Source organism: Janthinobacterium sp. RA13 (assembly GCF_000745325.1).
In the GTDB taxonomy this organism is placed as follows: Bacteria; Pseudomonadota; Gammaproteobacteria; order Burkholderiales; family Burkholderiaceae_D; genus Janthinobacterium; species Janthinobacterium rivuli.
The window spans coordinates 4,345,056-4,368,927 of the sequence record NZ_JQNP01000001.1; the positions used below are offsets into that span (position 1 = coordinate 4,345,056).

21 protein-coding genes are annotated in these 23,872 nt (G+C 60.3%); 13 read left to right on the forward strand and 8 right to left on the reverse strand.

The window, feature by feature from the left end:
* Positions 1-54 precede the first annotated feature (54 nt).
* The 4 genes from rsmD (at position 55) to FG13_RS19160 (ending at position 2,311) form a co-directional block, all read left to right on the forward strand.
* A complete protein-coding gene (rsmD, locus tag FG13_RS19145; RefSeq protein ID WP_035828479.1) occupies positions 55-714 on the forward strand; it encodes a 16S rRNA (guanine(966)-N(2))-methyltransferase RsmD in 660 nt (219 codons plus the stop codon).
* Between the two features lie 112 nt (positions 715-826).
* Positions 827-1,324, forward strand: coding sequence for a pantetheine-phosphate adenylyltransferase (coaD, locus tag FG13_RS19150; protein ID WP_034752633.1), 498 nt, complete (start codon positions 827-829; stop codon positions 1,322-1,324).
* 14 nt (positions 1,325-1,338) lie between these two features.
* A complete protein-coding gene (locus FG13_RS19155; protein ID WP_035823425.1) occupies positions 1,339-1,602 on the forward strand; it encodes a YfhL family 4Fe-4S dicluster ferredoxin in 264 nt (87 codons plus the stop codon).
* A 112-nt stretch (positions 1,603-1,714) separates the two neighbouring features.
* Entirely contained in the window at positions 1,715-2,311 is a 597-nt protein-coding gene (locus FG13_RS19160; protein WP_035823427.1) for a chalcone isomerase family protein, read from the forward strand.
* Positions 2,312-2,372: 61 nt separating this feature from the next.
* On the opposite strand, the gene FG13_RS19165 is transcribed toward FG13_RS19160, so the two are convergent.
* Positions 2,373-2,678, reverse strand: coding sequence for a hypothetical protein (locus FG13_RS19165; protein WP_035823429.1), 306 nt, complete (start codon positions 2,676-2,678; stop codon positions 2,373-2,375).
* 206 nt (positions 2,679-2,884) lie between these two features.
* Between FG13_RS19165 and FG13_RS19170 the strand changes: the two genes are divergently transcribed.
* Complete coding sequence (locus tag FG13_RS19170) at positions 2,885-3,865, forward strand: LysR family transcriptional regulator (RefSeq protein WP_034752642.1); 981 nt, start codon at positions 2,885-2,887, stop codon at positions 3,863-3,865.
* Between the two features lie 52 nt (positions 3,866-3,917).
* Here FG13_RS19170 and FG13_RS19175 read toward each other — a convergent pair whose 3' ends face one another.
* A complete protein-coding gene (locus FG13_RS19175) occupies positions 3,918-5,477 on the reverse strand; it encodes a methyl-accepting chemotaxis protein (protein ID WP_035823431.1) in 1,560 nt (519 codons plus the stop codon).
* Positions 5,478-5,681: 204 nt separating this feature from the next.
* A complete protein-coding gene (locus tag FG13_RS19180) occupies positions 5,682-6,137 on the reverse strand; it encodes an Lrp/AsnC ligand binding domain-containing protein (protein ID WP_010393827.1) in 456 nt (151 codons plus the stop codon).
* 206 nt (positions 6,138-6,343) lie between these two features.
* Here FG13_RS19180 and putA point away from each other — a divergent pair, with 206 nt between their 5' ends.
* Entirely contained in the window at positions 6,344-9,997 is a 3,654-nt protein-coding gene (gene putA, locus FG13_RS19185; RefSeq protein ID WP_035823433.1) for a trifunctional transcriptional regulator/proline dehydrogenase/L-glutamate gamma-semialdehyde dehydrogenase, read from the forward strand.
* A gap of 75 nt (positions 9,998-10,072) precedes the next feature.
* Here putA and FG13_RS19190 read toward each other — a convergent pair whose 3' ends face one another.
* A complete protein-coding gene (locus FG13_RS19190; RefSeq protein WP_081922645.1) occupies positions 10,073-10,849 on the reverse strand; it encodes a 5'-methylthioadenosine/adenosylhomocysteine nucleosidase in 777 nt (258 codons plus the stop codon).
* A gap of 1,467 nt (positions 10,850-12,316) precedes the next feature.
* Between FG13_RS19190 and FG13_RS19195 the strand changes: the two genes are divergently transcribed.
* From FG13_RS19195 to FG13_RS19225, 7 genes are all read left to right on the forward strand, one after another.
* A complete protein-coding gene (locus tag FG13_RS19195) occupies positions 12,317-13,942 on the forward strand; it encodes a GMC family oxidoreductase (RefSeq protein ID WP_035823435.1) in 1,626 nt (541 codons plus the stop codon).
* A gap of 133 nt (positions 13,943-14,075) precedes the next feature.
* A complete protein-coding gene (locus FG13_RS19200; protein ID WP_035823437.1) occupies positions 14,076-14,846 on the forward strand; it encodes an ABC transporter ATP-binding protein in 771 nt (256 codons plus the stop codon).
* A complete protein-coding gene (locus FG13_RS19205) occupies positions 14,846-15,568 on the forward strand; it encodes an ABC transporter ATP-binding protein (RefSeq protein ID WP_035823439.1) in 723 nt (240 codons plus the stop codon). The genes FG13_RS19200 and FG13_RS19205 overlap by 1 nt, the downstream gene beginning before the upstream one ends.
* Before the next feature lie 76 nt (positions 15,569-15,644).
* A complete protein-coding gene (locus FG13_RS19210; RefSeq protein ID WP_035823441.1) occupies positions 15,645-16,853 on the forward strand; it encodes an ABC transporter substrate-binding protein in 1,209 nt (402 codons plus the stop codon).
* 157 nt (positions 16,854-17,010) lie between these two features.
* Positions 17,011-17,895, forward strand: coding sequence for a branched-chain amino acid ABC transporter permease (locus tag FG13_RS19215; RefSeq protein ID WP_034783850.1), 885 nt, complete (start codon positions 17,011-17,013; stop codon positions 17,893-17,895).
* Between the two features lie 31 nt (positions 17,896-17,926).
* A complete protein-coding gene (locus FG13_RS19220; protein WP_035823444.1) occupies positions 17,927-18,907 on the forward strand; it encodes a branched-chain amino acid ABC transporter permease in 981 nt (326 codons plus the stop codon).
* A gap of 76 nt (positions 18,908-18,983) precedes the next feature.
* Complete coding sequence (locus FG13_RS19225; RefSeq protein WP_035823446.1) at positions 18,984-21,050, forward strand: 3-hydroxybutyrate oligomer hydrolase family protein; 2,067 nt, start codon at positions 18,984-18,986, stop codon at positions 21,048-21,050.
* A 46-nt stretch (positions 21,051-21,096) separates the two neighbouring features.
* On the opposite strand, the gene FG13_RS19230 is transcribed toward FG13_RS19225, so the two are convergent.
* The 4 genes from FG13_RS19230 to sugE form a co-directional block, all read right to left on the reverse strand.
* Positions 21,097-21,888 (reverse strand): EAL domain-containing protein, encoded by a 792-nt coding sequence (locus FG13_RS19230; RefSeq protein ID WP_035823447.1) that lies wholly within the window; start codon positions 21,886-21,888, stop codon positions 21,097-21,099.
* Between the two features lie 44 nt (positions 21,889-21,932).
* Positions 21,933-23,090 (reverse strand): iron-containing alcohol dehydrogenase, encoded by a 1,158-nt coding sequence (locus FG13_RS19235; RefSeq protein ID WP_035823449.1) that lies wholly within the window; start codon positions 23,088-23,090, stop codon positions 21,933-21,935.
* A gap of 85 nt (positions 23,091-23,175) precedes the next feature.
* Positions 23,176-23,535, reverse strand: a complete 360-nt coding sequence (locus FG13_RS19240; protein ID WP_035823454.1) for an NADH-quinone oxidoreductase subunit A — start codon at positions 23,533-23,535, stop codon at positions 23,176-23,178.
* 10 nt (positions 23,536-23,545) lie between these two features.
* Positions 23,546-23,866, reverse strand: coding sequence for a quaternary ammonium compound efflux SMR transporter SugE (sugE, locus tag FG13_RS19245; RefSeq protein ID WP_035823456.1), 321 nt, complete (start codon positions 23,864-23,866; stop codon positions 23,546-23,548).
* Between the last annotated feature and the right edge of the window lie 6 nt (positions 23,867-23,872).

Consider the following 23,872-nt stretch of genomic DNA (forward strand, 5'->3'; position numbering starts at 1 on the left):
GGGGGGAGGGGGCCATATGCTATAGTGGCCGCCACCGAATTGAAGAAATCCCCCATGCAAAAGAAGATTAAAAAACCCGCCAAAGTCCCCGTCCACCACGCGCCGCCACCGAACCAGGTGCGCATCATCGGCGGCCAGTGGAAGCGCTCCGTGCTGCCTGTTTTGCAGGCACTGGGCTTGCGCCCGACGCCGGACCGCGTGCGCGAAACCGTATTTAACTGGATCAATCACTTGCGCGACGGCGACTGGTCCAACGCCCAGGTGCTGGACCTGTTCGCCGGCAGCGGCGCGCTGGGTTTTGAAGCGGCCAGCCGCGGCGCAGGCTCCGTCACCATGGTCGACACGCACACGCCCGTGATCCGCCAGCTGGAAGAGAACAAGGCGAAATTGCGCGCCGACAATGTCCAACTGCTGCGTGGCGACGCCCTGCTGACGGCGCAAGGCCTGGCAGCGCGCGGCCAGCGTTTCGACCTGATTTTCCTCGATCCGCCCTACCAGCAGGATTTCCTGGCAAAAGTGTTGCCCTTGTGCGCCAACCTGCTCAAGGAAGGCGGCATGGTGTACGCGGAATCGGGCTTGCCGCTGGTCTTCGATAAAGCCAGCGCACTGGAAAAACCGGAGTGGATGGCTCCATGGGAAGTCATCCGCGCCGACAAGGCGGGCACCGTTTATTATCATTTGCTAACTTACAACAAAGTGCCGGCAACTGCCTGAATCTGCCTATAAATGAGGCAAAAAAGCTCCCTGGCCCGAGGCACTGCACCAAGGTGGTCACCAATTTCAGGCATAATGCGCGTCTATATTGGTGCATCGTCAGGGAGCCGCAATGGTTGTAGCCGTTTATCCAGGAACATTCGATCCGCTCACGCGCGGTCATGAAGATTTGGTGCGCCGCGCATCGGGTCTGTTTGACAAGCTGATCGTCGGTGTCGCCGACAGCAAGAACAAGCAACCGTTTTTCTCGCTCGACGAACGCCTGGAAATCGCCAACGAAGTACTTGGCCATTACCCGAACGTGCAAGTGGAAAGCTTTTCCGGCCTGCTCAAGGATTTCGTGCGCAAGCATGAAGCGAGAGTCATTGTGCGCGGTTTGCGCGCCGTTTCCGATTTCGAGTACGAATTCCAGATGGCGGGCATGAACCGCTACCTGCTGCCCGATGTCGAAACCATGTTCCTGACGCCATCCGACCAGTACCAGTTCATTTCGGGCACCATCGTGCGCGAAATCGCGGCGCTGGGCGGCGACGTCTCCAAGTTTGTCTTCCCCTCGGTGAACCGCTGGCTGCAAAACAAGATTGCCGCCAACGCTGCTTCATCGCAATAAGTAAGAGTGAAATCATGGCATTACTGATCACCGACGAATGCATCAATTGCGACATTTGCGAGCCCGAGTGCCCGAATGACGCGATCTACATGGGCGCGGAAATCTACGAAATCGATCCCAACAAGTGCACCGAATGCGTGGGCCACTTTGACGAGCCGCAATGCCAGCAAGTGTGCCCCGTCAGCTGCATCCCCTTCAATCCCGCCTGGCGCGAAAGCCCGGAGCAATTGATGGCCAAGTACGAACGCCTGCAGGCGGAATTGCCCGCCAAGACTTAAGCTTTTCTCCCGCGCCACATCCAGGCCACTTCTGCGTGGCGCCAGCTTCTGCCAACTGTTCTACACTGTGTGCTGACTTATCCACAGCCCATGGTTTCCACGGAGGTAGAAGATGCAAATAAGCACATCCCGTTTGGGCCGCTCCCTCGCGGCCGCCTGCCTGAGCGCCTTCCTGGCACAGCCGGCGCTGGCCGTCGAGATCGGCGGCGTCAAGCTGGACGACACGGTGCAGCTGGCCAGCCGCGAATTAAAACTCAACGGCGCCGGCGTACGCTACAAGGTCATCTTCAAGGTCTACACGATTGCGCTGTACCTGCCTGAAAAGAAAACCCAGCTGGCCGACATCCTGGCCCTGCCCGGACCGCGCCGCCTGGAAATCGTCATGCTGCGCGACATCACTTCCGACGAGCTTGGGCAAGCCTTCATGCAGGGCTTGAAGCGCAGTTCCGAGCAGGCCGACCGCACACGCCTGCTGAGCCAGACGATGCAGTTCGGCGCCATGTTCGAAATGGTGCCCGGCCTGAAAAAGGGCGACATTCTCACCGTGGACTGGCTGCCGGAAGAGGGGACGTTGTGCAAGCTGAACGGCAAGCAGGTGGGCGACACGGTGCCGGACCTGGCCTTTTACAATGCGCTGCTGAAAATCTGGATCGGCGCCCATCCGGCCGACACGGTATTGCGCGCGCATTTGCTGGGTGACATGGCCTGAACGAAAACGCGGGCGTAAAAAAAGCCGGCTCGCGCCGGCTGGTCTTTCTGCAACAGCGAGCTTATGCGCGGGTCGACAGGGCGCGCAGTTCGGCGGCGTTGCTTGGCGACACACCATCCATCTTGCCCAAGGTGCGCTGCAAGGCTTGCGCTTCGCGCATCTGCTGGCGCGCCAGGCGCTCTTCGCGGCTCAGTTTGGGACGCACCACCAGCATCATGGCGCGGGCGATGCCCACCAGCAAAGGCTTGAACAGCAGGGCGAAGGCGCCCACGGCAACGATCACCAGCACGAGTTGCAGGGTGTTCAGCAGGGAAATCTCCAGCACGGGTGCGGATACTGCGTACAGGGCGGAGGCGAAGGTAGACATAGTGTTCCAGTGCATTATAGAATTTGCCAGTACTATAGTGCAGTGCAACATATAAATCTAATTCCATTTCTTGATACCAATTATATGAATCGTGAATGGAAAACTGTAATATTTTTTGACGAGTGAAAATATTCGTGCCCGGCGCGGTTTACACTCCTAAGTAATCAATTTTAAGTAATCAATTCAACTTTTATCTTGGGCTTTCCATGAGTTTTCTGACGCTGGATCTGAACTTGCTGCGTGTTTTCGACGCCGTCATGACGGAACAAAACCTGACGCGCGCAGCCGGCCACCTGGCGATGACGCAGCCGGCGGTATCGAACGCCATCAAACGCCTGCGCGAGAGCCTCGGTGACGAATTGCTGATCCGCACGGCGTATGGCGTGAAACCCACGCCCCGCGCCGAAGCCCTGTGGCCATCCGTGCGCTCGGCCCTGGCCAGCCTGGAAGCGGCCGTCACGCCGGAAACCTTCGACGTGTCGAAAACCCACGCCACCTTCCGCATGGCCATGGCCGATGCGACGGCCGCGTTCTGGCTGCCGTCATTGATGCGTTCGATCGAACGGGAAGCACCCGGCGTCAACGTGCGCATGATGCCGCTGACCACGCGCGAACCGCGCCCGATGCTGCTGCGCGGCGATATCGACCTGGCCGTCGGCTTTTTTCCCGGCGTGGCGGCGCAATTGTCGAGCGAAACAGGTTCGCCCATCCGCCACGAGCGCCTGTATTCCGGCAAGTATGTGTGCGTGATGCGGCGCGGCCATCCGCTGGCCGACAAGGAATTGACCCTGGATAACTACTGCGCGGCGAACCATTTACTGGTCAGCTTTTCCGGCCGCGCGCATGGCTTGATCGACGAAGCGCTGTCGCAGATCCACCGCGAGCGGCGCATTTTGCTGACGGTGAACCAGTTCTTCACGGCAGGCAGAGTGGTCGCCAATTCCGACCTGATCACGGTCTTGCCGCGCCATCTGATCGCCTCGACGGGCATGACGGAGTCCCTGCTGTACAAGGATTTGCCATTGACCTTGCCGGCCGTCCACCTGGACATGCTGTGGCACGAGCGCGACGCCCGCAGCCCCGCCCACAAATGGCTGCGCAATCATCTGGAAAGCATGAACACGCCCACTTTACGGACGGCGACGGCAGCCGGCGGCGGCGTGGCGCCGAAGCCGCATATTGAATAAACCGTAGCCTGCGCAAGAAAAAACGCCTGATGATTTCTCATCAGGCGTTTTGCTATGCGTGATTGCTGGAGCGATAACCGATTCGGAAACCGCCCCAGTGCTTGCCATCGACGTGGATCGGCACGGATAAATCGTGCATGACTTCGCCCGTGTCGCGTTTATAGGTTTGCAACAGGAAGGCCTTGGTGTTGCTGCCGCAGCGCTTGCCCGTGCGGTCGCTGAAGATGCGCTTGGTGCGATTGTTGACCATGTCGGTGGCGTAGTCGCCCGTCAGCGGCTGGGAAAACTTCTTGTTGTGCGTTGGAAAATAGCCATTGTTGTCGACGGCGCCCGCGTAGGCCAGGTGGGGTAATGCCGCCAGCACGCCTTCCTGCAGGTCGGGCAACACCTTGTCCGTAAAGGCGTCGAACTTCGTGTTGTGCTTGGGCGGATTGGTGTTCGGGATGGGGCGATAGTGGCGGTCGAACAGGGCTTCGCGCGTGATGCGCCCCGACGCGATCGCTTGCTCGAACAGTTTGCCCACCTCGCGCGCGGCGCGCTGGGCCGCCTCGCGGATCTCGTCGTGCGGCGTGACCACGCTCGATTCGCCGAGGGCCCCGGCGATCACTTCGGCCCGCTCGGCCAGGGCCATGGCTGACTGCGTGGCGCGCGGCAATTCGGCATTCGTCGACAGCATGCTGTCGCGAATTTGCAGGATGGCGTCGGCGATCACTTGCGTCGTGTCGACGTGCTCGCGCGAGGCGCGGGCGATCTGCCCGATCTCGTCTTCCGACTCGCCCGACGATTCTTCGATATGGCTGAGCGAGGCATGCACGCTTTCCACGTTGCGCGCCGCTTCCGTGACACCGGCCGCCAGCGAACTCATGCCACGCGCGGCTTTTTCCGCCTGTTCATTGATTTCGCGCACCATCACGCTGATTTCATCGGAGGCTTCCTTGGTGCGCTGCGCCAATTGCCGCACTTCCCCGGCCACCACGGCAAAACCGCGGCCGTGTTCGCCGGCGCGCGCCGCTTCGATGGCGGCGTTCAGCGCCAGCAAGTTGGTACGCGCGGAGATATCGGAAATGGCTTCCGTAAAGCCCGTGATGCGTTTGGATTTTTCCTGCAAGCTCAGCATGTTGCTGGAAGCGCCTTGCGCTTCTTCGCGGGCGCTATTGATGCGGCGCAAGCCCTGATCCACCTCGGCGCGCGCCGCCACGCTCTCCACGCGCACGCCGGCGGCCACCTTGGCGGCCCGTTCCGCATTGGCGGCGATCTTTTCCGTCATCGCGGCATTTTGTACGGAGCTGTCGGCGATGTCGCTGGCCGTGCGCACGTCGAGTTCCACCTTCTGTTTGACGGAATCGACAAAATACGAGGTTTCCGCCGCGCCGATCATGATGGCATCGATGGCGTTGCCCACCGTGTCGGCGAACTGGTGCAAGCCCGGTTCGCCACGCGGGCGGCCGGCAAACGCCAGCAGCGCGGCGCCGATGGCGGCGGCCACGCAGGCAATCAGATAGGGATGCTCGCCGCCCGACAACAGCAGCAAATAGGCCAGGCAACAGGCGACGGCCATGGCCAGGATCGTGAATACAAAGAAACGCACCAGCTGATGCTGCAACTGCTTCATTTGTCCCCCGCTGCGCGAACCCGTCACGTCCCGGGAGGGACGTGCTGTGGCCGTATGCGGGTGGGCACGATTGCCCACCTTGCACCCTGAATACAACGTCTGCGCGTCGTTTTCAGGCCGGCTACCGGATAGCAGAATTGTAGTTCTACCCTACAACATTTGTTCCGATAGCTCAATCAGAAAAACGGGGCCGCTACACCAGGGTCACTTAATTGGCAATTTGGTGGTGTTTTTGACCTCTTCCATGACGGCATAAGTGTGGGTTTCCCGCACACCTTTCTGCAACAAGGTCTTGCCCAGGAATTCGCGGTAGGCGGCCATATCCTTGACCCGCGCCTTGACCAGGTAATCGAAACCGCCGGCGACCATATGACATTCCAGTACCTCTGGAATGATTTGTACGCTATGCTTGAAGGCGTCGAACACTTCCGGTGTCGTGCGATCGAGCACCACTTCGATGAACACCAGCAGCGACACGTCGAGCAGCTGCGGGTTCAACTGGGCCGTATAGCCCATGATGTAACCGGATTCGTGCAGCTTGCGCACGCGCTCCAGGCAGGCCGCCGGCGACAAGTTGACGCGCGCGGCCAGCTCCACATTGCTGATGCGTCCATCGCTCTGCAATTCCATCAAGATTTTCTTACTGATCTTGTCCAGCATTACCATCACCCCCAAATTAATATTATTTGGTTAAATTGTCGCATCAAAAACTATCTATTGCTAGTCCCCTGTATTACCAGAATTAATCCATAAGAATCCCCTTTACAATCGAATCATCTTAACGTCCGACTTTCTGTATTTTTTTGCACCAAAAAAGAGCAAGAATTACGTCAGTTTTCGTCCCCTTTTCCTTGTAAAGAGCACTTATGCACCCTGCAGGCCCCTCGGCTTTTACCCCGATTCCTTTTGCTGCGTTCCAGGCAGAAATCCTGCCCGAAGCGACACCACAACGCGCCGCCATCACCGCCGCCTATAGGCGCGATGAGGTTTCCGCCGTGCAGTGGCTGTTGCAACAAGTGCGCCCCTGCAGTGCCGAAACGACGGCCGAAGGGCAAGCGCTGGCGCACCGTCTGGTCTCGAACGTGCGCCAAAAACGCACACGCGCCTCCGGCGTCGATGCACTGATGCACGAGTTCTCGCTGTCGTCGGAAGAAGGTGTTGCATTGATGTGTCTGGCTGAAGCGCTGTTGCGTATACCCGACAGTCAAACGGCTGATCGCCTGATCGCCGACAAAATCAGCAAGGGTGACTGGAAAAAACACCTGGGCGAATCGCCATCGCTGTTCGTCAACGCGGCCACCTGGGGCTTGCTGATCACGGGCAAACTGGTCAGTACCAGCAGCGAATCGGGCCTCGGTTCGGCCATGACCAAGCTCATCGCCAAAGGCGGCGAACCGCTGATACGCAAGGGCGTCGACCTGGCCATGCGCATGCTGGGCAACCAGTTTGTAACGGGCCAGACCATCGAGGAAGCGCTGAAGAACAGTCGCGAGAATGAAACGCGCGGCTACCGCTACTCGTACGACATGCTGGGCGAGGCGGCCCTGACGCAGCAGGACGCGGCCAATTACTATGCCTCGTACGAAACGGCGATCCACGCCATCGGCAAGGCGTCGAACGGCCGCGGCATCAAGAACGGCCCCGGCATTTCCGTGAAACTGTCGGCCCTGCACGCACGCTACAGCCGTGCCCAGCGCGCCCGTGTCATGGAAGAATTGCTGCCGAAAGTCAAAGCGCTGCTGTTGCTGGCCAAACAGTACAACATCGGCTTCAACATTGATGCGGAAGAAACGGACCGCCTGGAACTGTCGCTCGACCTGATGGAAGCACTGGCCTTTGATGCAGAGTTGGCCGGCTTCGACGGCATCGGCTACGTGGTGCAGGCATATCAAAAACGCTGCCCGTACGCCATCGATTACCTGATCGACCTGGCGCGCCGCAGCGGCCGCAAGTTCATGGTGCGCCTGGTAAAAGGCGCGTATTGGGATGCGGAAGTCAAACGCGCGCAAGTCGACGGCCAGGAAGGCTATCCCGTCTACACGCGCAAGGTTTACACGGACGTTTCTTACCTCGTGTGTGCGCAAAAGCTGCTGGCCGCCAGCAAGGATATCTACCCACAATTTGCCACGCACAACGCACAAACCCTGTCGACCATTTATACCTGGGCGAAACGCGACGGCATTACCGACTACGAATTCCAGTGTCTGCACGGCATGGGCGAGACCTTGTACGACCAGGTCGTCGGACGCGATAACCTCGACAAGCCGTGCCGTATCTACGCCCCTGTCGGTTCGCATGAAACCCTGCTGGCCTACCTGGTGCGCCGCCTGCTGGAAAACGGCGCCAACTCGTCATTCGTCAACCAGATCGTCGACGAAAGCGTGGCCATCGATAGCCTGATCCGCGATCCGCTCGAGCAGGCGCGCCTGCAGGGCGGCTTGCCGCACCCGTCGATTCCGCTGCCGCTGGACATGTTTGGCAACGAACGCAAGAACTCGGCCGGCCTGGATCTGTCGAATGAAGACACCTTGCGCACCCTGGCCACCGGCCTGGCGCAGCAGCAGACCTGGCAGGCCGCGCCGCTGATCGATGGCGCCGTCAGCCTGAATGGCCCCACGCACATGCTGCACAACCCGGCCCAGCACGACGATGTCGTGGGCAAGGTCATGGAAGCCGGTCCGGCCGACGTCGAAACGGCGCTGGCCAGCGCCAGCGCTTACGCCATGGATTGGCAAACGACGGAACCGTCGATCCGCGCGCAAGCGTTATTGCGCGCAGCCGACCTGTTCGAAGAGCACCATATCGAGCTGATGGCCCTGGCCGTGCGCGAAGCGGGCAAGTCCCTGCCGAACGCGATCGCGGAAATCCGCGAAGCCGTCGACTTCCTGCGCTACTACGCGGCGCAGGTGGAACACGCGCCGAACACCCTGGCGCTCGGTCCCGTCACCTGCATCAGTCCGTGGAACTTCCCGCTGGCCATCTTTACGGGCCAGCTGGCCGCCGCCCTGGCCGCCGGCAACGTGGTGCTGGCCAAGCCGGCCGAGCAAACGCCGCTGATCGCCCACCGCGCCGTGCAATTGCTGCATGCGGCGGGCGTGCCGCGCGGCGCGCTGCAATTCCTTCCCGGCAGCGGCGAGGTCGTTGGCGCCGGCCTGTGCAATGACACGCGCGTAAAAGGCGTGATTTTCACGGGCTCGACGGAAGTGGCGCAATTGATCAACCGCAACTTGTCCGCGCGCGCCGTGGCCGAAGGCATCGACATTCCCCTGATCGCCGAAACGGGTGGCCAGAATGCCCTCATCGTCGATTCGTCCGCCTTGCCGGAACAAGTGGTGCAAGACGTGATGTCGTCCGCTTTCGATAGCGCCGGACAGCGCTGCTCGGCCTTGCGCGTGCTGTTCCTGCAAACGGAAATCGCCGACAAAACCATCCACATGCTCAAGGGCGCCATGCAGGAATTGCGCGTTGGTAATCCTGACCGTCTGGCTACCGATATCGGTCCCGTCATCGATGCGGAAGCGCAAAGTAACTTGCTGGCGCACATCAACAAGATGAAAACCATGGCCATCGACCATTATTCGCTCGATTTGCCGACCGTCAAAGGCACGTTCGTCGCCCCGACCGTGCTGGAAATCAAGTCGCTGGCACAATTGACGCAGGAAGTCTTCGGCCCCGTGCTGCACGTGATCCGCTACAAGCGCTCCGAACTGCCGCAACTGGTGCAATCGATCAACGACAGCGGTTACGGTTTGACCCTGGGCATCCATACGCGCATCGATGAAACCATCGATTTCATCACCAAGCGCGCGCATGTGGGCAATATTTATGTAAACCGCAACATCGTCGGCGCCGTCGTCGGCGTGCAACCGTTCGGCGGCGAAGGCAAATCGGGCACGGGACCGAAAGCCGGTGGCCCCCTGTACCTGAAACGCCTGCAACGCAATGCGCCGGCCGGCGCGCAGCACCAGCGCCAGGCGCCGCCAGCGCTCGACGCGCTGACCGTGTGGGCAAAGATGCACGGCCACGACAAGGTCGAGCAACTGGCGCAGGAATACGCACGCACGACCTTGCTGGGCAGCACCACCGTCTTGCCAGGCCCGACCGGCGAGCGCAATACCCTGAGCTTTGCCGCGCGCGGCACGATACTCTGCGCTGCCGCCACGTCCGGCACCTTGATGAACCAGCTGGCGGCCGTGCTGGCCACCGGAAATCAGGCCCTGGTGCTGGCGCAAGCGCCGGATCTGATTCCCGGTGACTTGCCGGCGGCGCTGAAAGATCGCATCCAGGTCGTCAGCAGCCTGGAGTCGGTCAAGCATGATTTCCAGATCGCCATGATCGAGCCTAGCCTCGATGCGCAACTCAAACCGCTGTTGGCGGCACGGGAAGGGGCCCTGGTGGGCACCATCGCCACCACGCAGGAGGGTGTCATCCCCCTGTGGCGCCTCGTCGCTGAGCGGGCGCTGTGCGTGAATACGACGGCGGCCGGCGGTAACGCGAGTTTGATGATGCTGAGTGTCTAAATTTTAAGCAGGCAGTCAACGCAAAAGGGCAGAACCAGTGGTTCTGCCCTTTTTTTATGCACGCTGGATGAAAAATCAGCCAGCCAGGCGCTGGCACAATTGCTGAATCACCGTCAACGCATACGGCGAAGCGACGGTTTGCACGAAACGCATGAAGTCGATGGCCGCCTCTTCGTTGGCGTTGTCGGAAATGGTGCGCATGACCGTAAACGGCACGCCCAGTTCAAAACACACTTGCGCCACGGCGGCGCCTTCCATTTCGACGGCCAGCAGGTCGGGGATATCAGCTTTGAGCTGGTTCACATGCGCGGCGCTGCTGATGAACTGGTCGCCGCTGGCGATCAGGCCGCGGTGCACTTGCGCATGTTGCAGACCGAATTGCGCAATATCGGCCGCCTTGAGCACGCTGGACACATCGTCACGCAGGAAATCTTCCGCGGCGCCAGCCAGTTGCGTGCTCAGTTCCAGGTCCGTGGCAAAGCGCTGCAGTCCCGTCAACGGCACTTCAAAGCGGGGAAACAAAGGGCGAGCGTCCATATCGTGCTGCAGCAGCGCTTCGGCCACCACGATATCGCCCACTTTCACACGTTTATCCCCACTGCCGGCCACGCCGGTGAAGACGATGTGGGTAACTCCGTACTTTTCCACAAGGATAGAAGCTGTCATGGCAGCGGCAACCTTGCCCAGACGCGACAGGACGCACACAGCGTCGATATTCCACAGGGTTCCCAGGGTGTAGTCGCGCATGCCGTGCGAACGCCTCTGGGGGCCTTGCATGGCTTCTACCAGCCCCTGCTGTTCTTCGTGCAAGGCACTGATGATGCCTAAACGCATATTTTTGTGTGAATTCATGCTGTTTTTACAGGTTTTGGGGATTGCAAAACGGTTTACATGGTGAAAACAGCCGTTTCGGCGACTTTTCCACCGTTCGCGTTTGTCTCTGTGTTTTAAATAAAGATGTATACATAAAAATAGTAGTGATAGTAAACGGCCATTTTTTTGTGGATAAGTCGGTATACCATCGAAAAATCATCAACTTAGCGCACAAAAAAGTAGGCGCACAAGCATTGTATCTACGCAGGACTTGTTTGGGATAAAAATCGGCTTGTGGACAAAGATCGACTTTTCCCACATCTCATCCTGTGGATATGCAGGCACTTATCCACACCTGCACGCAAAAATCGCGGATTTTCTTGCTGTAGTGGCATGTTTGACGTGCTTCGTCAGCATGGATCCAAGTCTGGCAATCAACAGTAAGCGGCCACGAGCGTTGTTCTTTCACCGAGACTGGCATCGAGGTGATTCCTGGAAGACGGTTTGGTAGTGGGTCGTGAAGTCGCCGTTGGCTTTTTTTTTTGACGGTTTTGCATGCTTTCTGGAAATATCCCCGGACTTCCGCTTTTTTTGTCGGTTTACAATAGATCCATATATAAAAATAGTAGTAATAGTAAACGCGTTTTTTTCTGTGGATAAGTCGCTTTTTTTCAACAGGATCAATCGTTTACGCGCAAAATAAAGCGTGCATAATCGCTGTATCACGCGAGGAGCAAAATTGTATAAAATGCGGGCCTGCGCATAACTTCGTGCTTACTCACAAGTCATCCTGTGGATATCAAGTGACTTATCCACAATCGTTGTAAATTTTCCCTCTTTTCGACATCGAAGCGCTTGCTGGCACTGTGCCTGCTCAGGTCTGTTGACGTATCCATTTTGCAAAACGGTTTGGCAGTGCAGTGCGCGTGATATCGGCCGTGCCGGTTTTCGTCGCTCAGTTGTTGGCGCGATTTTTTTTGTCAGCCAAGGTAGCTCGTCGGCTTTTTTTTTGAAGACAGGCTTGCGAACCTTCCCGAAGACGCAGAGCAGGCAAAGCGTGCGTTGTCGGGTTTACCTTAACAAGATCGTATACAAGAATAGTAATAGTAGTTAACGGGCGCATCTTCTGTGGATAAGTGCCGATTTATCCTTGTAAACAATCGCTTGGCGTGCGGATAAGCGCTGAGTAAGCGTTGTATCTGCCTGGGACGGTTTCTGGACAAAAAAAAGCCGCTGAAAAAATTTTTCGTTTACACACATATCGTCCCTGTGGATATCCATACGGTTATCCACAGCTTGCAGCCCCTTGTTTTGTGCTCTTTTTACCTGGCCGTGACGCTTGTCCGTATCTGTGGCAACGATTAATGTCGCCCTGGCCCTGCACTGGTGGTAATCTCAAGGCGGCTCAGCAGCCATGCATGCATGAAGAAAGACAGACTCTGGTAGCGGAACGCGGCGGGGAGACACGCCGCGCGACAGCTTGATGGCATACCGAAAGGAGCTTCATTGGAATCGGCAGGCGAATACGACTACATCATCGTGGGCGGCGGCACGGCAGGTTGCGTGCTGGCCAACCGGCTAACGCGCGACAAGGATGCCAACGTTTTACTCGTGGAAGCGGGCGGCAAGGACGATTACGTGTGGATCCACATCCCCGTCGGCTATCTGCATTGCATCGGCAATCCCCGCACGGACTGGCTGTATTCCACCCAGGCGGACGCGGGACTGGGCGGGCGCAGCCTGATCTATCCACGCGGAAAAGTCCTGGGCGGCAGCTCTTCCATCAACGGCATGATCTATATGCGGGGCCAGGCCGGCGATTACGACCACTGGGCCGACTTGACGGACGACGCTTCCTGGCGCTGGGACAAGGTCTTGCCGCTCTTTAAGCAAAGCGAGGATTACTACGGCGGCGCCTCGGAAAACCATGGCGTCGGTGGTGAGTGGCGCGTGGAAAAACAGCGGCTGTCGTGGGATATTTTGAACGCGTTCCGCGATGCGGCGCAGCAGGTCGGCATTCCGAAAACCAGCGATTTCAATGGTGGCGACAACAGCGGCAGCGCGTATTTCGACGTCAACCAGCGCCGCGGCATCCGCTGGAATACCTCGAAAGCGTTTCTGAAACCGGCATCGCGCCGCCCGAATCTGACCATCATGACGGGCTGCCACGTGGAACGCCTGTTGCTCGAGACCACGGACTCGTGTCCCCGTTGCACGGGCATCGTGTTTACGGGCGGCGGCACGCAATGGCAGGCGACGGCCAAACGGGAAACCCTGCTGACGGCGGGCGCCATCGGTTCGCCGCAATTGCTGCAACTGTCCGGTATCGGCCCGGCCGCCTTGCTGCAGCAGCATGGGATTGTTCCCGTGGTCGATGCCGCCGGCGTGGGCGGCAATTTGCAGGACCATCTGCAGCTGCGCATGGTATACAAGGTGCAGGGCGTGAAAACCCTGAACATCATGGCGGGCAATATGCTGGGCAAGATGCAGATCGGCCTGCAGTATGCGCTGTTCCAGAGCGGGCCCATGTCGATGGCGCCGTCGCAGCTGGGGGCGTTCGCCAAGTCCGATCCGCTGCAAGCCACGCCGAACCTGCAATATCACGTGCAACCGCTGTCGCTCGACAAATTTGGTGAACCCTTGCACGCGTTTCCCGCGTTTACGGCCAGCGTCTGCAATCTGCGTCCCACTTCGCGCGGCCACGTCCACATCGCGTCTGCCGACAGCTACGCGGCGCCGAAGATCGTGCCCAATTATCTGAGTACCGAGCAGGATCGCAAGGTCGCGGCCGACGCCTTGCGGCTGACGCGGGCCATCGCCGCCGCGCCGGCCCTGAAACAATTCTCTCCGGAAGAATACAAGCCCGGCGTGCAATTCCAGAGCCAGGAAGAGCTGGCGCAGGCGGCCAGCCAGATCGGCACCACCATCTTTCACCCGGTGGGTACTTGCCGCATGGGCCAGGCCAGCGATCCGTCGAGCGTGGTCGACAGCCAGTTGCGCGTGATCGGCGTGGCGGGTTTGCGCGTCGTCGATGCCTCGATCATGCCGTACATTACTTCTGGTAATACGAACTCGCCCACCGTGATGATCGCGGAAAAAGCGGCGCAAATGATACATGCGGCGTGGAAATAGCCGGGCAAGCGTGCGAGTTTGCGCCATTCGGGCTGGTGAAAAATCCCCGTAGTTATACTGTATTGTGCGTTAAATTTAAGTTGTGTATTATAAAAATGACTAAGTAGTACAAAAAGTACAACTAGGAGACACGATGTCAAACGTAATCTTGGAAACAAGAAATTTGACCAAGGAATTCAAGGGTTTCACCGCTGTGAGCGAGGTGAACCTGAAGGTAGAGCGCGGCCATATCCACGCCTTGATCGGTCCTAACGGCGCCGGCAAGACCACGTGTTTTAACTTGCTCACCAAATTCCTGGTCCCCACTTCCGGACAGATCCTGTTCAATGGGAAAGATATCACGGCCGCCAAACCGGCCCAGATCGCGCGCATGGGCGTGATCCGTTCCTTCCAGATTTCCGCCGTCTTCCCGCATTTGTCCGTGCTGCAAAATGTGCGCATCGGCTTGCAGCGCCAGCTCGGTACCTCGTTCCACTTTTGGCAAAGCGAACGGGCATTGAACCAGCTCAACGACCGCGCCATGGCCTTGCTGGCCGAGGTCGACCTGACGGAGTTTGCCGACACCATCACGGTCGACATGCCCTACGGGCGCAAGCGGGCGCTGGAAATTGCCACCACCCTGGCGATGGAACCGGAAATGATGCTGCTCGACGAACCGACGCAGGGCATGGGCCACGAAGACGTGCACCGCGTGACGGAGCTGATTAAAAAAGTGTCGGCTGGCCGCACGATTTTGATGGTGGAACACAATATGAGCGTGGTTTCCGGCATCTGCGACAAGATTTCTGTCCTGCAGCGCGGCGCCATGCTGGCCGAAGGCAGTTACGCGGAAGTGTCGCGCAATCCGCAAGTGATGGAAGCGTACATGGGCACCACCCACGCCGAACTGGAAGGGGCACATTGATGACCGTTAGCAACAAGGCACCCGCACTGGAAATCGCACAGCTGCACACCTGGTATGGCGAGTCGCACATCCTGCACGACGTGAACCTGAAAGTGGAGCAGGGCGAAGTGGTGACTTTGCTGGGCCGCAACGGCGCCGGCCGCACCACTACCTTGCGCGCCATCATGGGCTTGACGGGCGCACGCACGGGCTCCATCAAAGTCAACGGCGTCGAAGCGATAGGTTTGGCTACGCACAAAATCGCCCACCTGGGCATCGGGTATTGTCCCGAAGAGCGCGGCATTTTCTCGTCGCTGTCGACCGAGGAAAACCTGCTGCTGCCGCCGACCCTGGCCAGCGGCGAGAAGGGCATGTCGGTGGAGGAAATCTACGCCATGTTCCCGAACTTGCAGGAACGCCGCCACAGCCAGGGCACGCGCCTGTCGGGCGGGGAACAGCAGATGCTGGCCGTGGCGCGCATCCTGCGCACGGGCGCGCGTTTGCTGCTGCTCGATGAAATTTCCGAAGGCCTGGCGCCCGTCATCGTGCAAGGGCTGGCGCGCATGATCACCACCCTGAAAGCGAAGGGTTACACCATCGTCATGGTGGAACAGAATTTCCGGTTTGCCGCGCCGCTGGCGGACCGGTTTTATGTGATGGAGCACGGTCAGATCGTCGAGACTTTTGCTGCATCCGAACTGGAGGCCAAGATGCCGGTACTGACCGAGCTGCTTGGCGTGTAGTCCCCATGTAGTCTGTTGTACTCGTCATCGTCCAGCAATCGACTGAATAGCAAACAATAATCCCAACGGAGACACTATGAAACGTAACGCTATCGCCATTGCCACCGCCACCCTGTGCGCATTGGGCTTGTCCGCCGCCGCGCATGCCCAGGTATCGGGCGACACCATCAAGATCGGCTTTATTTCCGACATGTCGGGCGTGTATTCCGACGTCGACGGCCTCGGCGGCGCGGAAGCCATCAAGATGGCGATCGCCGATGCTGGCGTCGTGCTGGCCGGCAAGAAGGTGGAATTCATTTCCGCCGACCATCAAAACAAGGCTGACATCGCCGCCTCGAAAGCGCGCGAATGGTTCGACCAGCAGGGCGTCGACATGCTGATCGGCGGCACCAATTCCGGCGCCAGCCTGGCCATGGCCAAGGTCGCGGCGGAAAAGAAAAAAATCTTCATCGCCATCGGCGCCGGCTCCTCGCGCCTGACGAATGAAGAGTGCACGCCGTACACCGTGCATTACGCCTATGACACGGTGGCGCTGGCGCGCGGCACGGGCGGCACCATCGTCAAGCAGGGCGGCAAGAACTGGTATTTCATGACGGCAGATTATGCGTTCGGCCACTCGCTGGAAAAAGACACGGCCGAGGTCGTCAAGGCGGCCGGCGGCAAGGTGCTGGGCAGCGTCAAGCATCCGCTGGGCGCCTCGGACTTCTCGTCCTTCCTGCTGCAGGCGCAATCGTCCAAGCCGCAAATCCTCGGCCTGGCCAATGCCGGCGGCGACGCCATCAACAGCATCAAGGCGGCCAACGAGTTCGGTCTGACGAAATCGATGAAACTGGCCGGCTTGCTGATTTTCATCAATGACATCCATTCGCTGGGCCTGAACCTGACGCAGGGCATGTACCTGACGGACGGCTGGTACTGGGACTTGAATCCTGACACGCGCGCCTGGTCGAAACGCTATTTCGCCAAGATGAAGAAAGAGCCGTCGATGCTGCAGGCGGCCGACTATTCGGCCGCGGCGAATTACCTGAAAGCCGTCAAGGCGATCGGCACGGATGACACCGAGAAGGTCATGGCCTACCTGAAAAAGACCAAGATCAACGACATGTTCACCCAGAATGGCGAAGTGCGTCCCGATGGCCGCATGGTGCACGATATGTATTTGATGGAAGTGAAGAAACCGTCCGAGTCGAAATATCCATGGGATTACTACAAGGTGGTCGCCACCGTGCCCGGCGCACAGGCGTATGTGACCAAGGCTGAATCGAAGTGTTCGCTGTGGAAGTAATGCTGTAGCAACCTCCACGGAGTGCCCGCCGCTGCGCGTGCGCTCCGTCCTGCACTTCGCCCGCAGGGTACGCCTTGCGCCGCCGCACCCGTTTGCGGCGGCGCGTTTCCCTTGATACCACACCGCTGTCCGGCGGTGCTTTTTATACTGTGATGCCATGGAAATTTTCGGCGTTCCAATACAAGCGATGATGAGCCAGCTGCTGCTGGGTCTCGTCAACGGCTCGTTCTATGCCATGTTGTCCCTCGGTCTGGCCGTCATCTTCGGCTTGCTTAACGTTATTAATTTCTCGCACGGCGCCATGTACATGATGGGCGCCTTCCTGGCCTGGATGGGCCTCAGCTATTTCGACATCAGTTACTGGGCCATGCTGGTCATCGCCCCGATCCTCGTCGGCCTGGTCGGTATCCTGATCGAAAAAACCATGCTGCGCTGGCTGTATAAACTCGACCACCTGTATGGCTTGCTGCTGACCTTCGGCATCACCCTGATCATGGAAGGCGTGTTCCGCTCCTTCTACGGCGTCTCTGGCCAGCCGTATGCCGTGCCCGAAGCGCTGGCCGGCGCGACGGATCTCGGTTTCATGATCCTGCCGAACTACCGCGCCTGGGTGGTGATCGCTTCGCTCACCGTGTGCCTGGCGACCTGGTTCGTCATCGAAAAAACCAAGCTCGGCGCCTACCTGCGGGCCGGCACGGAAAACCCGAAACTGGTGGAAGCGTTCGGCATCAACGTGCCGCTGATGGTCACCCTGACGTTCGGCTTCGGCGTGGCCCTGGCCGGTTTCGCCGGCGTGCTGGCGGCGCCCATCATCCAGGTCTCGCCGCTGATGGGCTCGAACCTGATCATCGTCGTGTTCGCCGTGGTGGTGATCGGCGGCATGGGTTCCATCATGGGTTCCATCCTGACGGGCCTGGGCCTGGGCGTGATCGAGGGCCTGACCCGCGTGTTCTACCCGGAAGGCTCGGCCACCGTGGTGTTCGTGGTGATGGTCATCGTGCTGCTGCTGCGTCCCGCCGGCCTGTTCGGCAAAGAAAAGTAATCCTCATCAGTCATGTATTGGAGCTACCACGATGAATAAGAATGTAGGCTACGCCATTGCCCTGCTGCTGGCGTTGGCGGCCCCGTTTTACGGCTATCCCGTCTTCCTGATGAAGTTGCTGTGCTTTGCCCTGTTTGCCTGCGCTTTCAACTTGCTGATCGGCTATACGGGCTTGCTCTCGTTTGGCCATGCGGCGTTTTTTGGCGGCGCCGGCTATGTCACCGGCTACGCGCTGCGCACCTGGGGCTGGCCAACGGAACTGGGTTTGCTGGCTGGTGTCGCTACGGGCGCCTTGCTGGGCCTGGTGATCGGCGGCCTGGCGATCCGCCGCCAGGGCATCTACTTTACGATGATCACCCTGGCGCTGGCGCAGATGGTGTACTTCCTCGCCTTGCGCCTGCCGTTCACGGGCGGCGAGGATGGCTTGCAGGGTGTTCCACGTGGAACCTTGCTCGGTACGATAGACCTGGGCAATGACACGGTGTTGTACTACGTCGTGCTGGCCATCTTCGTTGCCGGCTTCGCCCTGATCGTGCGCACCATCCACTCGCCGTTCGGCCAGGTGCTCAAGGCGATCAAGGAAAACGAGCCGCGCGCCATCTCGCTCGGCTACGACGTCAACAAGTACAAGCTGATGGCCATCGTGCTGTCCGCCTCCTTGGCCGCGCTGGCCGGCGCCACCAAGACCCTGGTGCTGGGCTTTGAGACGCTGACCGACGTGTACTGGGGCATGTCGGGCCTGGTCGTGCTGATGACCCTGGTGGGCGGCATGGGCACTTTGTCCGGTCCCATCCTTGGCGCCGTCTTGATCATCGCGCTGGAAAACAAGCTGGGCGATGTCGGTACCTATCTGGCCACGCACACGGGCATCGAGTGGTTCGGCACCCTGGGCGAATCGGTGGGCATGGTGACCGGCGTGATCTTCGTCATCTGCGTGCTGATGTTCCGGCGCGGCATCGTCGGCGAAGCCATCGCGCGCTTCGGCGGCAGGCCAGCCAAAGCCGCGGTCTGACTTTCAAGCAACGCCGGACGAATCGTCCGGCGTTTTTCATTGTGCGTCCACTGTTACCTTAACGGAGAGAACCACCATGCAAACGACGATCACGCGCGCAGGCACTGGCGCAAGCCTGTGCACCCTGCTGGCATTGGCCGCCTGCGGCAGCAACCATGCGCCGGAAGAATTGAACCAGATGCCCGGCTACCTGGGCACCATCACGCGGGCCGACTACGACGGCAAGACGAACGACTTACTCACGGCCGGCCTGGGCAAGACGGGGCTGGCGGGAGCAACTCCCGCGTATGCGAACGTGGAACAGCCGACGCCGCTCGAACTGCGCCGCAATGCCATCTACGCCAATTACCGCGCCGTGCTCGACATTGCCGCCAACAGCGGCTACGGTACTTTGTACGGACCGAACGTGGATGCGTCCGGGAACGTGGGCACGGGCGAGGGCTTGGTCGCGGGCAGCGAATACATCGCCTATGCCGACGATGGCTCGGGCAAGAAGAACGTCACCTTGATGGTGCAGGTGCCGGCCAGCTTCGACCCCGACCATGCGTGCATCGTCACGGGCACGTCGAGCGGCTCGCGTGGCATTTACGGCGCCATCGGCAGCTCGGGCGAGTGGGGCCTGAAAAAAGGCTGCGCCGTGGCGTATGCGGACAAGGGTTCCGGCACGGGCTTGTACGTGTTCGAGGACGACAGCGTCAACCTGCAGAACGGCCTGCGCGTGGGCAGGGTGGCCGCCGGCAAGAACGCGCTCTTCGCGCCGGACTTGAGCGATGCCGAGCGGCTGGCCTGGGTGGGCAGCAATCCGAACCGCATCGCCTTCAAGCATGCGCACTCGCAGCAAAATCCCGAGAAGGATTGGGGCAAGGTCACCTTGCAGGCCGTCGAGATGGCGTATTACGTGTTGAACGAGCGCTACGGCGTGCTGGCCCGCGACGGTAGTTCGCGCGTCGTGCGGCTGACGCCAAAGAACACCATCACGATTGCCTCGAGCATTTCCAACGGCGCCGGCTCGGCCTTGCTGGCGGCGGAACAGGATAGCAAGGGCTTGATCGGCGGCGTGGCGGTCAGCGAGCCACAAATCCAGCCGGCGGCGTCGAGCGCCTACACTGTGCGCCAGGGCGGGGCGGCGGTCGCCAATCCCGGCCGTGCGCTGTTCGACTACGCCACCTATGCGGCCCTGTATCAGCCGTGCATCGCCTCCGTGGCCGGCAATGCGGGACGCTGCACGGCGCTCGTGGCCAAGGGGCTATTGAACGGCGCCGACCTGGCGGCGCAGCAGGCGGACGCCAGGCAGCGCTTGCGCGCGTATGGCTGGCTGGTCGATTCCGATCCGCTGCAGGCAGCGCACGCGGGCACCAACATCCTCGTGGCCGTCACGTATGCATATGCGTATGGAAAATTCTCCGTGACCGATAAAGTGTGCGGTTTCACGTTTGCGCAGACGGATGGCGGCGGCAATCCGATCGCGTTCACGTCGGCGCAAAAGGCGGCCAGCTTTGCCGCGCAAAACGGTATTCTTGGCAATGTCGTGTACGAGAACAGCGTGGGCGGCGCCAGGGTGTACACGGCCGGCGTGTCGCCGTCAAACAGCCTGGCGGACCAGTCGCTCGACGGCTTCCTGTGCCTGCGCAGCCTGGCGACGGGGCGCGACACCGTCAGCGGCGCCAACTTGCAGGGGACATTGGCTGCGCAAAGCGTGCGCGTGCGGGCAGGCATGGCCGAGGTCGCGGCCAGCGGAAAATTGAACGGCAAGCCGGCCATCATCGTGCACGGCCGCAGCGACACCCTGATTCCCCTCAATCACGCTTCGCGCGCTTATCTGGGCCTGAACGCTGCCGTGGAGGGGAGCAATAGCAAGCTGCGCTATATCGAGGTAACGAACGCCAACCACTTCGATTCCTTCAGCAGCGCCTTGCCGACCCTGATCGTGCCGCTGCACGTGTACCTGAACCGGGCGTTAGATGCCATGTATGCGCACTTGAATGCCAAGCAAGCCTTGCCGCCATCGCAGGTAGTGCGCACGGTGACGCGTGCCGATGCATCGACCCTGATCACGAATGTCAACGTGCCGGTGATTGCGGCAACGCCGGCACCTGGCAATGTCATCGGCGTGACGGGGACTGTCGTCGATATTCCCAACTAGGCTGTCTCGCCTGTGGACGCTGCGGCCACGTTTCACGTGGCCGTTTTTATGCCCAGGCCGTATCCGGGATATCGCCCAGTCCCTGGAAGACGGGCTTGGAAAACCAGTAGCCCTGCATCAGCGAAGTGCCGCAGCCGGAAAGAAAATCGCGCTCGGCGCGCGTCTCGATGCCTTCGGCCAGCACACGGATACCGAGTTCACGGCACAGGCTGGCGATGGCCCGCACGATGGCCTGGCGCGGTGCGTGCGTATCGATGTCGCGCACCAGGTCCATGTCTATCTTGATGATGTCGGGCTGGTATTCGGCCAGCAGATTCAAACCCGCATAGCCGGCGCCGAAATCATCGATGGCCGTTTGGAAACCGAAGCGCCTGTAGGCGCGGAAGATCTCGACCAGATGGGGACGGTCTTGTACCCGTTCGCCTTCCGTCACTTCAAAGATGATTTTATCGGTAGGGAAGTGATGCAGCCTGGCCGCTTCCAGGGTGCTGCGGATGCACACTTCAGGACGGTAGACGGCGTTGGGCAGGAAGTTGATCGACAGATATCCCTGCATGCCCAGCCTGGCGGCGCCGGCCACGGCCTTGACGCGGCAAGCCTGGTCGAAGCGGTAGCGGTTGGCGTCGTTCACTTGCGCCAGCACGCTGGCGGCGCTTTCGCCGTTGGGGCCGCGCACCAGCGCCTCGTGCGCATAGATGCTGCGCGTGGCGAGGTCGACGATGGGCTGATACGCATACTCGAAGGCAAACGGCAGCGGTGTGCCGTCATGGCAGCCGGCACAGGCACCGTGCGGAAAGCTGGTGCTGTCAGGATGAATGGGGATGTCGGGAGGCGTCATGGCGGCAGTGTAGCAGGGTGGAGGAACTGGCTCCGTTTGCTGGCTCACAGTGCGGCCGCATAGATGGCGCGCGCGTCGCTGCGCGTGACGGGACGGGGATTGTTGCCGAGCAAACGCGTCTGCAGCATGGCTTCATCGGCCAGCCGGTCCAGGTCGCTGGCCGCGATGCCGACCTCGCGCAGGGTGCGCGCGATGCCGGTGGCCAGGGCGATCTCCTGCATCGTATCGATCAAGGCCACGGCGCGCGCCTCCTCGCTGCCCGCGATGCCGGGCTGCAGGATGGTGGCCAGCTGCGCATACAGGGGTGCCGCATGGGACAAATTGAAATGCAGCACGTGCGGCAGTACCAGCGCGTTCGACAAGCCATGTGGCACGTGGAACAGTCCACCGATGGGATAGGCGAGCGCGTGCACGGCAGCCACGGGCGCATTGGCAAACGCCTGGCCGGCCAGCATGGCACCGAGCAGCATGGCCTGGCGCGCCGGCAAGTTGCTGCCATCGCGGCAGGCGGTGACCAGGTTGCTCGACAGCAGCGACAGCGCCTGGGTGGCCAGCATGTCGGACAAAGGGTTTTTCAGCAGGCGGCTGGTGTACGCTTCGATCGCATGCACCATGGCGTCGATGCCGGTGGCGGCCGTCACGGCGGGCGGCAAGCCCAGGGTCAGGCTGGCGTCGAGGATGGCCAGGTCCGCATATAGTTGCGGCGCGACCACGCCCATCTTGCTGGTGGCGCCCGTGGTGACGATGGCGATGTGCGTCACTTCCGAGCCCGTGCCAGCCGTGGTCGGCAATTGCACCAGGGGCAGGCGCTGGCCGTGGACATTGCCGATGCCATACAGTTGCGCCAGTTCCTGGTGGCCCGGCGCCAGCACGGCGATCAGCTTGGCCACATCCAGCGAGCTGCCGCCACCGAGGCCGATAATCAGTTCCACGTGAAACATCTGCGCCTGGGCCACGCCGGCCAGCACGATGGCTTCGGGCGGATCGGCTTGCACGTCGGAAAACACGTGGACTTCGATGCCGGCGGCTTGCAAGCTGCGCAGGGAGGCATCCGCCAGGCCCGTGCGCAAAAAGCCTGCGTCCGTGACGAGCAGGGCGCGGCGCACGGTGGGGAAGTGATGGGCGATGTGTACGCCCAGCTGGGCGGCGGCGCCCGCTTCGACGATCAGGTGCGGCACGGTGCGGAACTGGAAGGCGGACATGCAGGCTCCTGACGATAAGGACAGAAGCCAAGCTTACTCCGCTTTCCCGCCCCGCGCCTGTTTCACGTGAAACCAGAAGCGGGGGTTATTCCCACTCCAGCGCGCCTTTCTTCCACTCATAGATTAGTCCGATGGTCAGCACGGCGAGAAAGCCCACGACGGCCCAGAAACCGGCGAGGCCCAGTTCGTTGACATTGGCCGCCCACGGCATCAGGAAGATCACCTCGATATCGAACAGGATGAAGAGGATGGCGACCAGGTAGAAACGGATGTCGAACTTCATGCGCGCGTCGCCGAATGCCTCGAAGCCGCATTCGTACGGCGACAGTTTTTGCGCATCGGGTTTGTGCGGACCGAGCGTGCGCCCCAGCAGCATGGGCACGATGCCGACGAGGATGCCGATCAGAATGAACAGCAGGACGGGAAAATAGTTTTCGAGGAGCATGGGATTCCTCTCAGTGACTGGACGACAGTTTCATCAGCACGATGCCGCACACGATGAGGACGGCGGCGCACACGCGCATGGTGTTGACTTGCTCGCCCAGAAAGACGATGCCGACGATAAAGGCGCCGACGGCACCGATGCCCGTCCAGATCGTATAGGCCGTGCCCAGGGGCAGGGTGCGCATGGCCAGCGACAGCAAGCCGAAGCTGGCGATCATCATGACGATGGTAATGACGGAGGGAGTGAGTCTGGTGAAACCCTCGGAGAGTTTCATCGAGTATGCCCACACGACTTCAAACATGCCGGCAATCAGTAAGAGTATCCAGGCCATGGCGGC

What these genes read in the sequence shown, in the direction of transcription:
- rsmD (WP_035828479.1), top strand. Translation starts at nt 55, where the DNA reads ATGCAAAAGAAGATTAAAAAACCCGCCAAAGTCCCCGTCCACCACGCG.
- coaD (WP_034752633.1), top strand. Translation starts at nt 827, where the DNA reads ATGGTTGTAGCCGTTTATCCAGGAACATTCGATCCGCTCACGCGCGGT.
- FG13_RS19155 (WP_035823425.1), top strand. Translation starts at nt 1,339, where the DNA reads ATGGCATTACTGATCACCGACGAATGCATCAATTGCGACATTTGCGAG.
- FG13_RS19160 (WP_035823427.1), top strand. Translation starts at nt 1,715, where the DNA reads ATGCAAATAAGCACATCCCGTTTGGGCCGCTCCCTCGCGGCCGCCTGC.
- FG13_RS19165 (WP_035823429.1), bottom strand. Translation starts at nt 2,678, where the DNA reads ATGTCTACCTTCGCCTCCGCCCTGTACGCAGTATCCGCACCCGTGCTG.
- FG13_RS19170 (WP_034752642.1), top strand. Translation starts at nt 2,885, where the DNA reads ATGAGTTTTCTGACGCTGGATCTGAACTTGCTGCGTGTTTTCGACGCC.
- FG13_RS19175 (WP_035823431.1), bottom strand. Translation starts at nt 5,477, where the DNA reads ATGAAGCAGTTGCAGCATCAGCTGGTGCGTTTCTTTGTATTCACGATC.
- FG13_RS19180 (WP_010393827.1), bottom strand. Translation starts at nt 6,137, where the DNA reads ATGCTGGACAAGATCAGTAAGAAAATCTTGATGGAATTGCAGAGCGAT.
- putA (WP_035823433.1), top strand. Translation starts at nt 6,344, where the DNA reads ATGCACCCTGCAGGCCCCTCGGCTTTTACCCCGATTCCTTTTGCTGCG.
- FG13_RS19190 (WP_081922645.1), bottom strand. Translation starts at nt 10,849, where the DNA reads ATGAATTCACACAAAAATATGCGTTTAGGCATCATCAGTGCCTTGCAC.
- FG13_RS19200 (WP_035823437.1), top strand. Translation starts at nt 14,076, where the DNA reads ATGTCAAACGTAATCTTGGAAACAAGAAATTTGACCAAGGAATTCAAG.
- FG13_RS19205 (WP_035823439.1), top strand. Translation starts at nt 14,846, where the DNA reads ATGACCGTTAGCAACAAGGCACCCGCACTGGAAATCGCACAGCTGCAC.
- FG13_RS19210 (WP_035823441.1), top strand. Translation starts at nt 15,645, where the DNA reads ATGAAACGTAACGCTATCGCCATTGCCACCGCCACCCTGTGCGCATTG.
- FG13_RS19215 (WP_034783850.1), top strand. Translation starts at nt 17,011, where the DNA reads ATGGAAATTTTCGGCGTTCCAATACAAGCGATGATGAGCCAGCTGCTG.
- FG13_RS19220 (WP_035823444.1), top strand. Translation starts at nt 17,927, where the DNA reads ATGAATAAGAATGTAGGCTACGCCATTGCCCTGCTGCTGGCGTTGGCG.
- FG13_RS19225 (WP_035823446.1), top strand. Translation starts at nt 18,984, where the DNA reads ATGCAAACGACGATCACGCGCGCAGGCACTGGCGCAAGCCTGTGCACC.
- FG13_RS19230 (WP_035823447.1), bottom strand. Translation starts at nt 21,888, where the DNA reads ATGACGCCTCCCGACATCCCCATTCATCCTGACAGCACCAGCTTTCCG.
- FG13_RS19235 (WP_035823449.1), bottom strand. Translation starts at nt 23,090, where the DNA reads ATGTCCGCCTTCCAGTTCCGCACCGTGCCGCACCTGATCGTCGAAGCG.
- FG13_RS19240 (WP_035823454.1), bottom strand. Translation starts at nt 23,535, where the DNA reads ATGCTCCTCGAAAACTATTTTCCCGTCCTGCTGTTCATTCTGATCGGC.
- sugE (WP_035823456.1), bottom strand. Translation starts at nt 23,866, where the DNA reads ATGGCCTGGATACTCTTACTGATTGCCGGCATGTTTGAAGTCGTGTGG.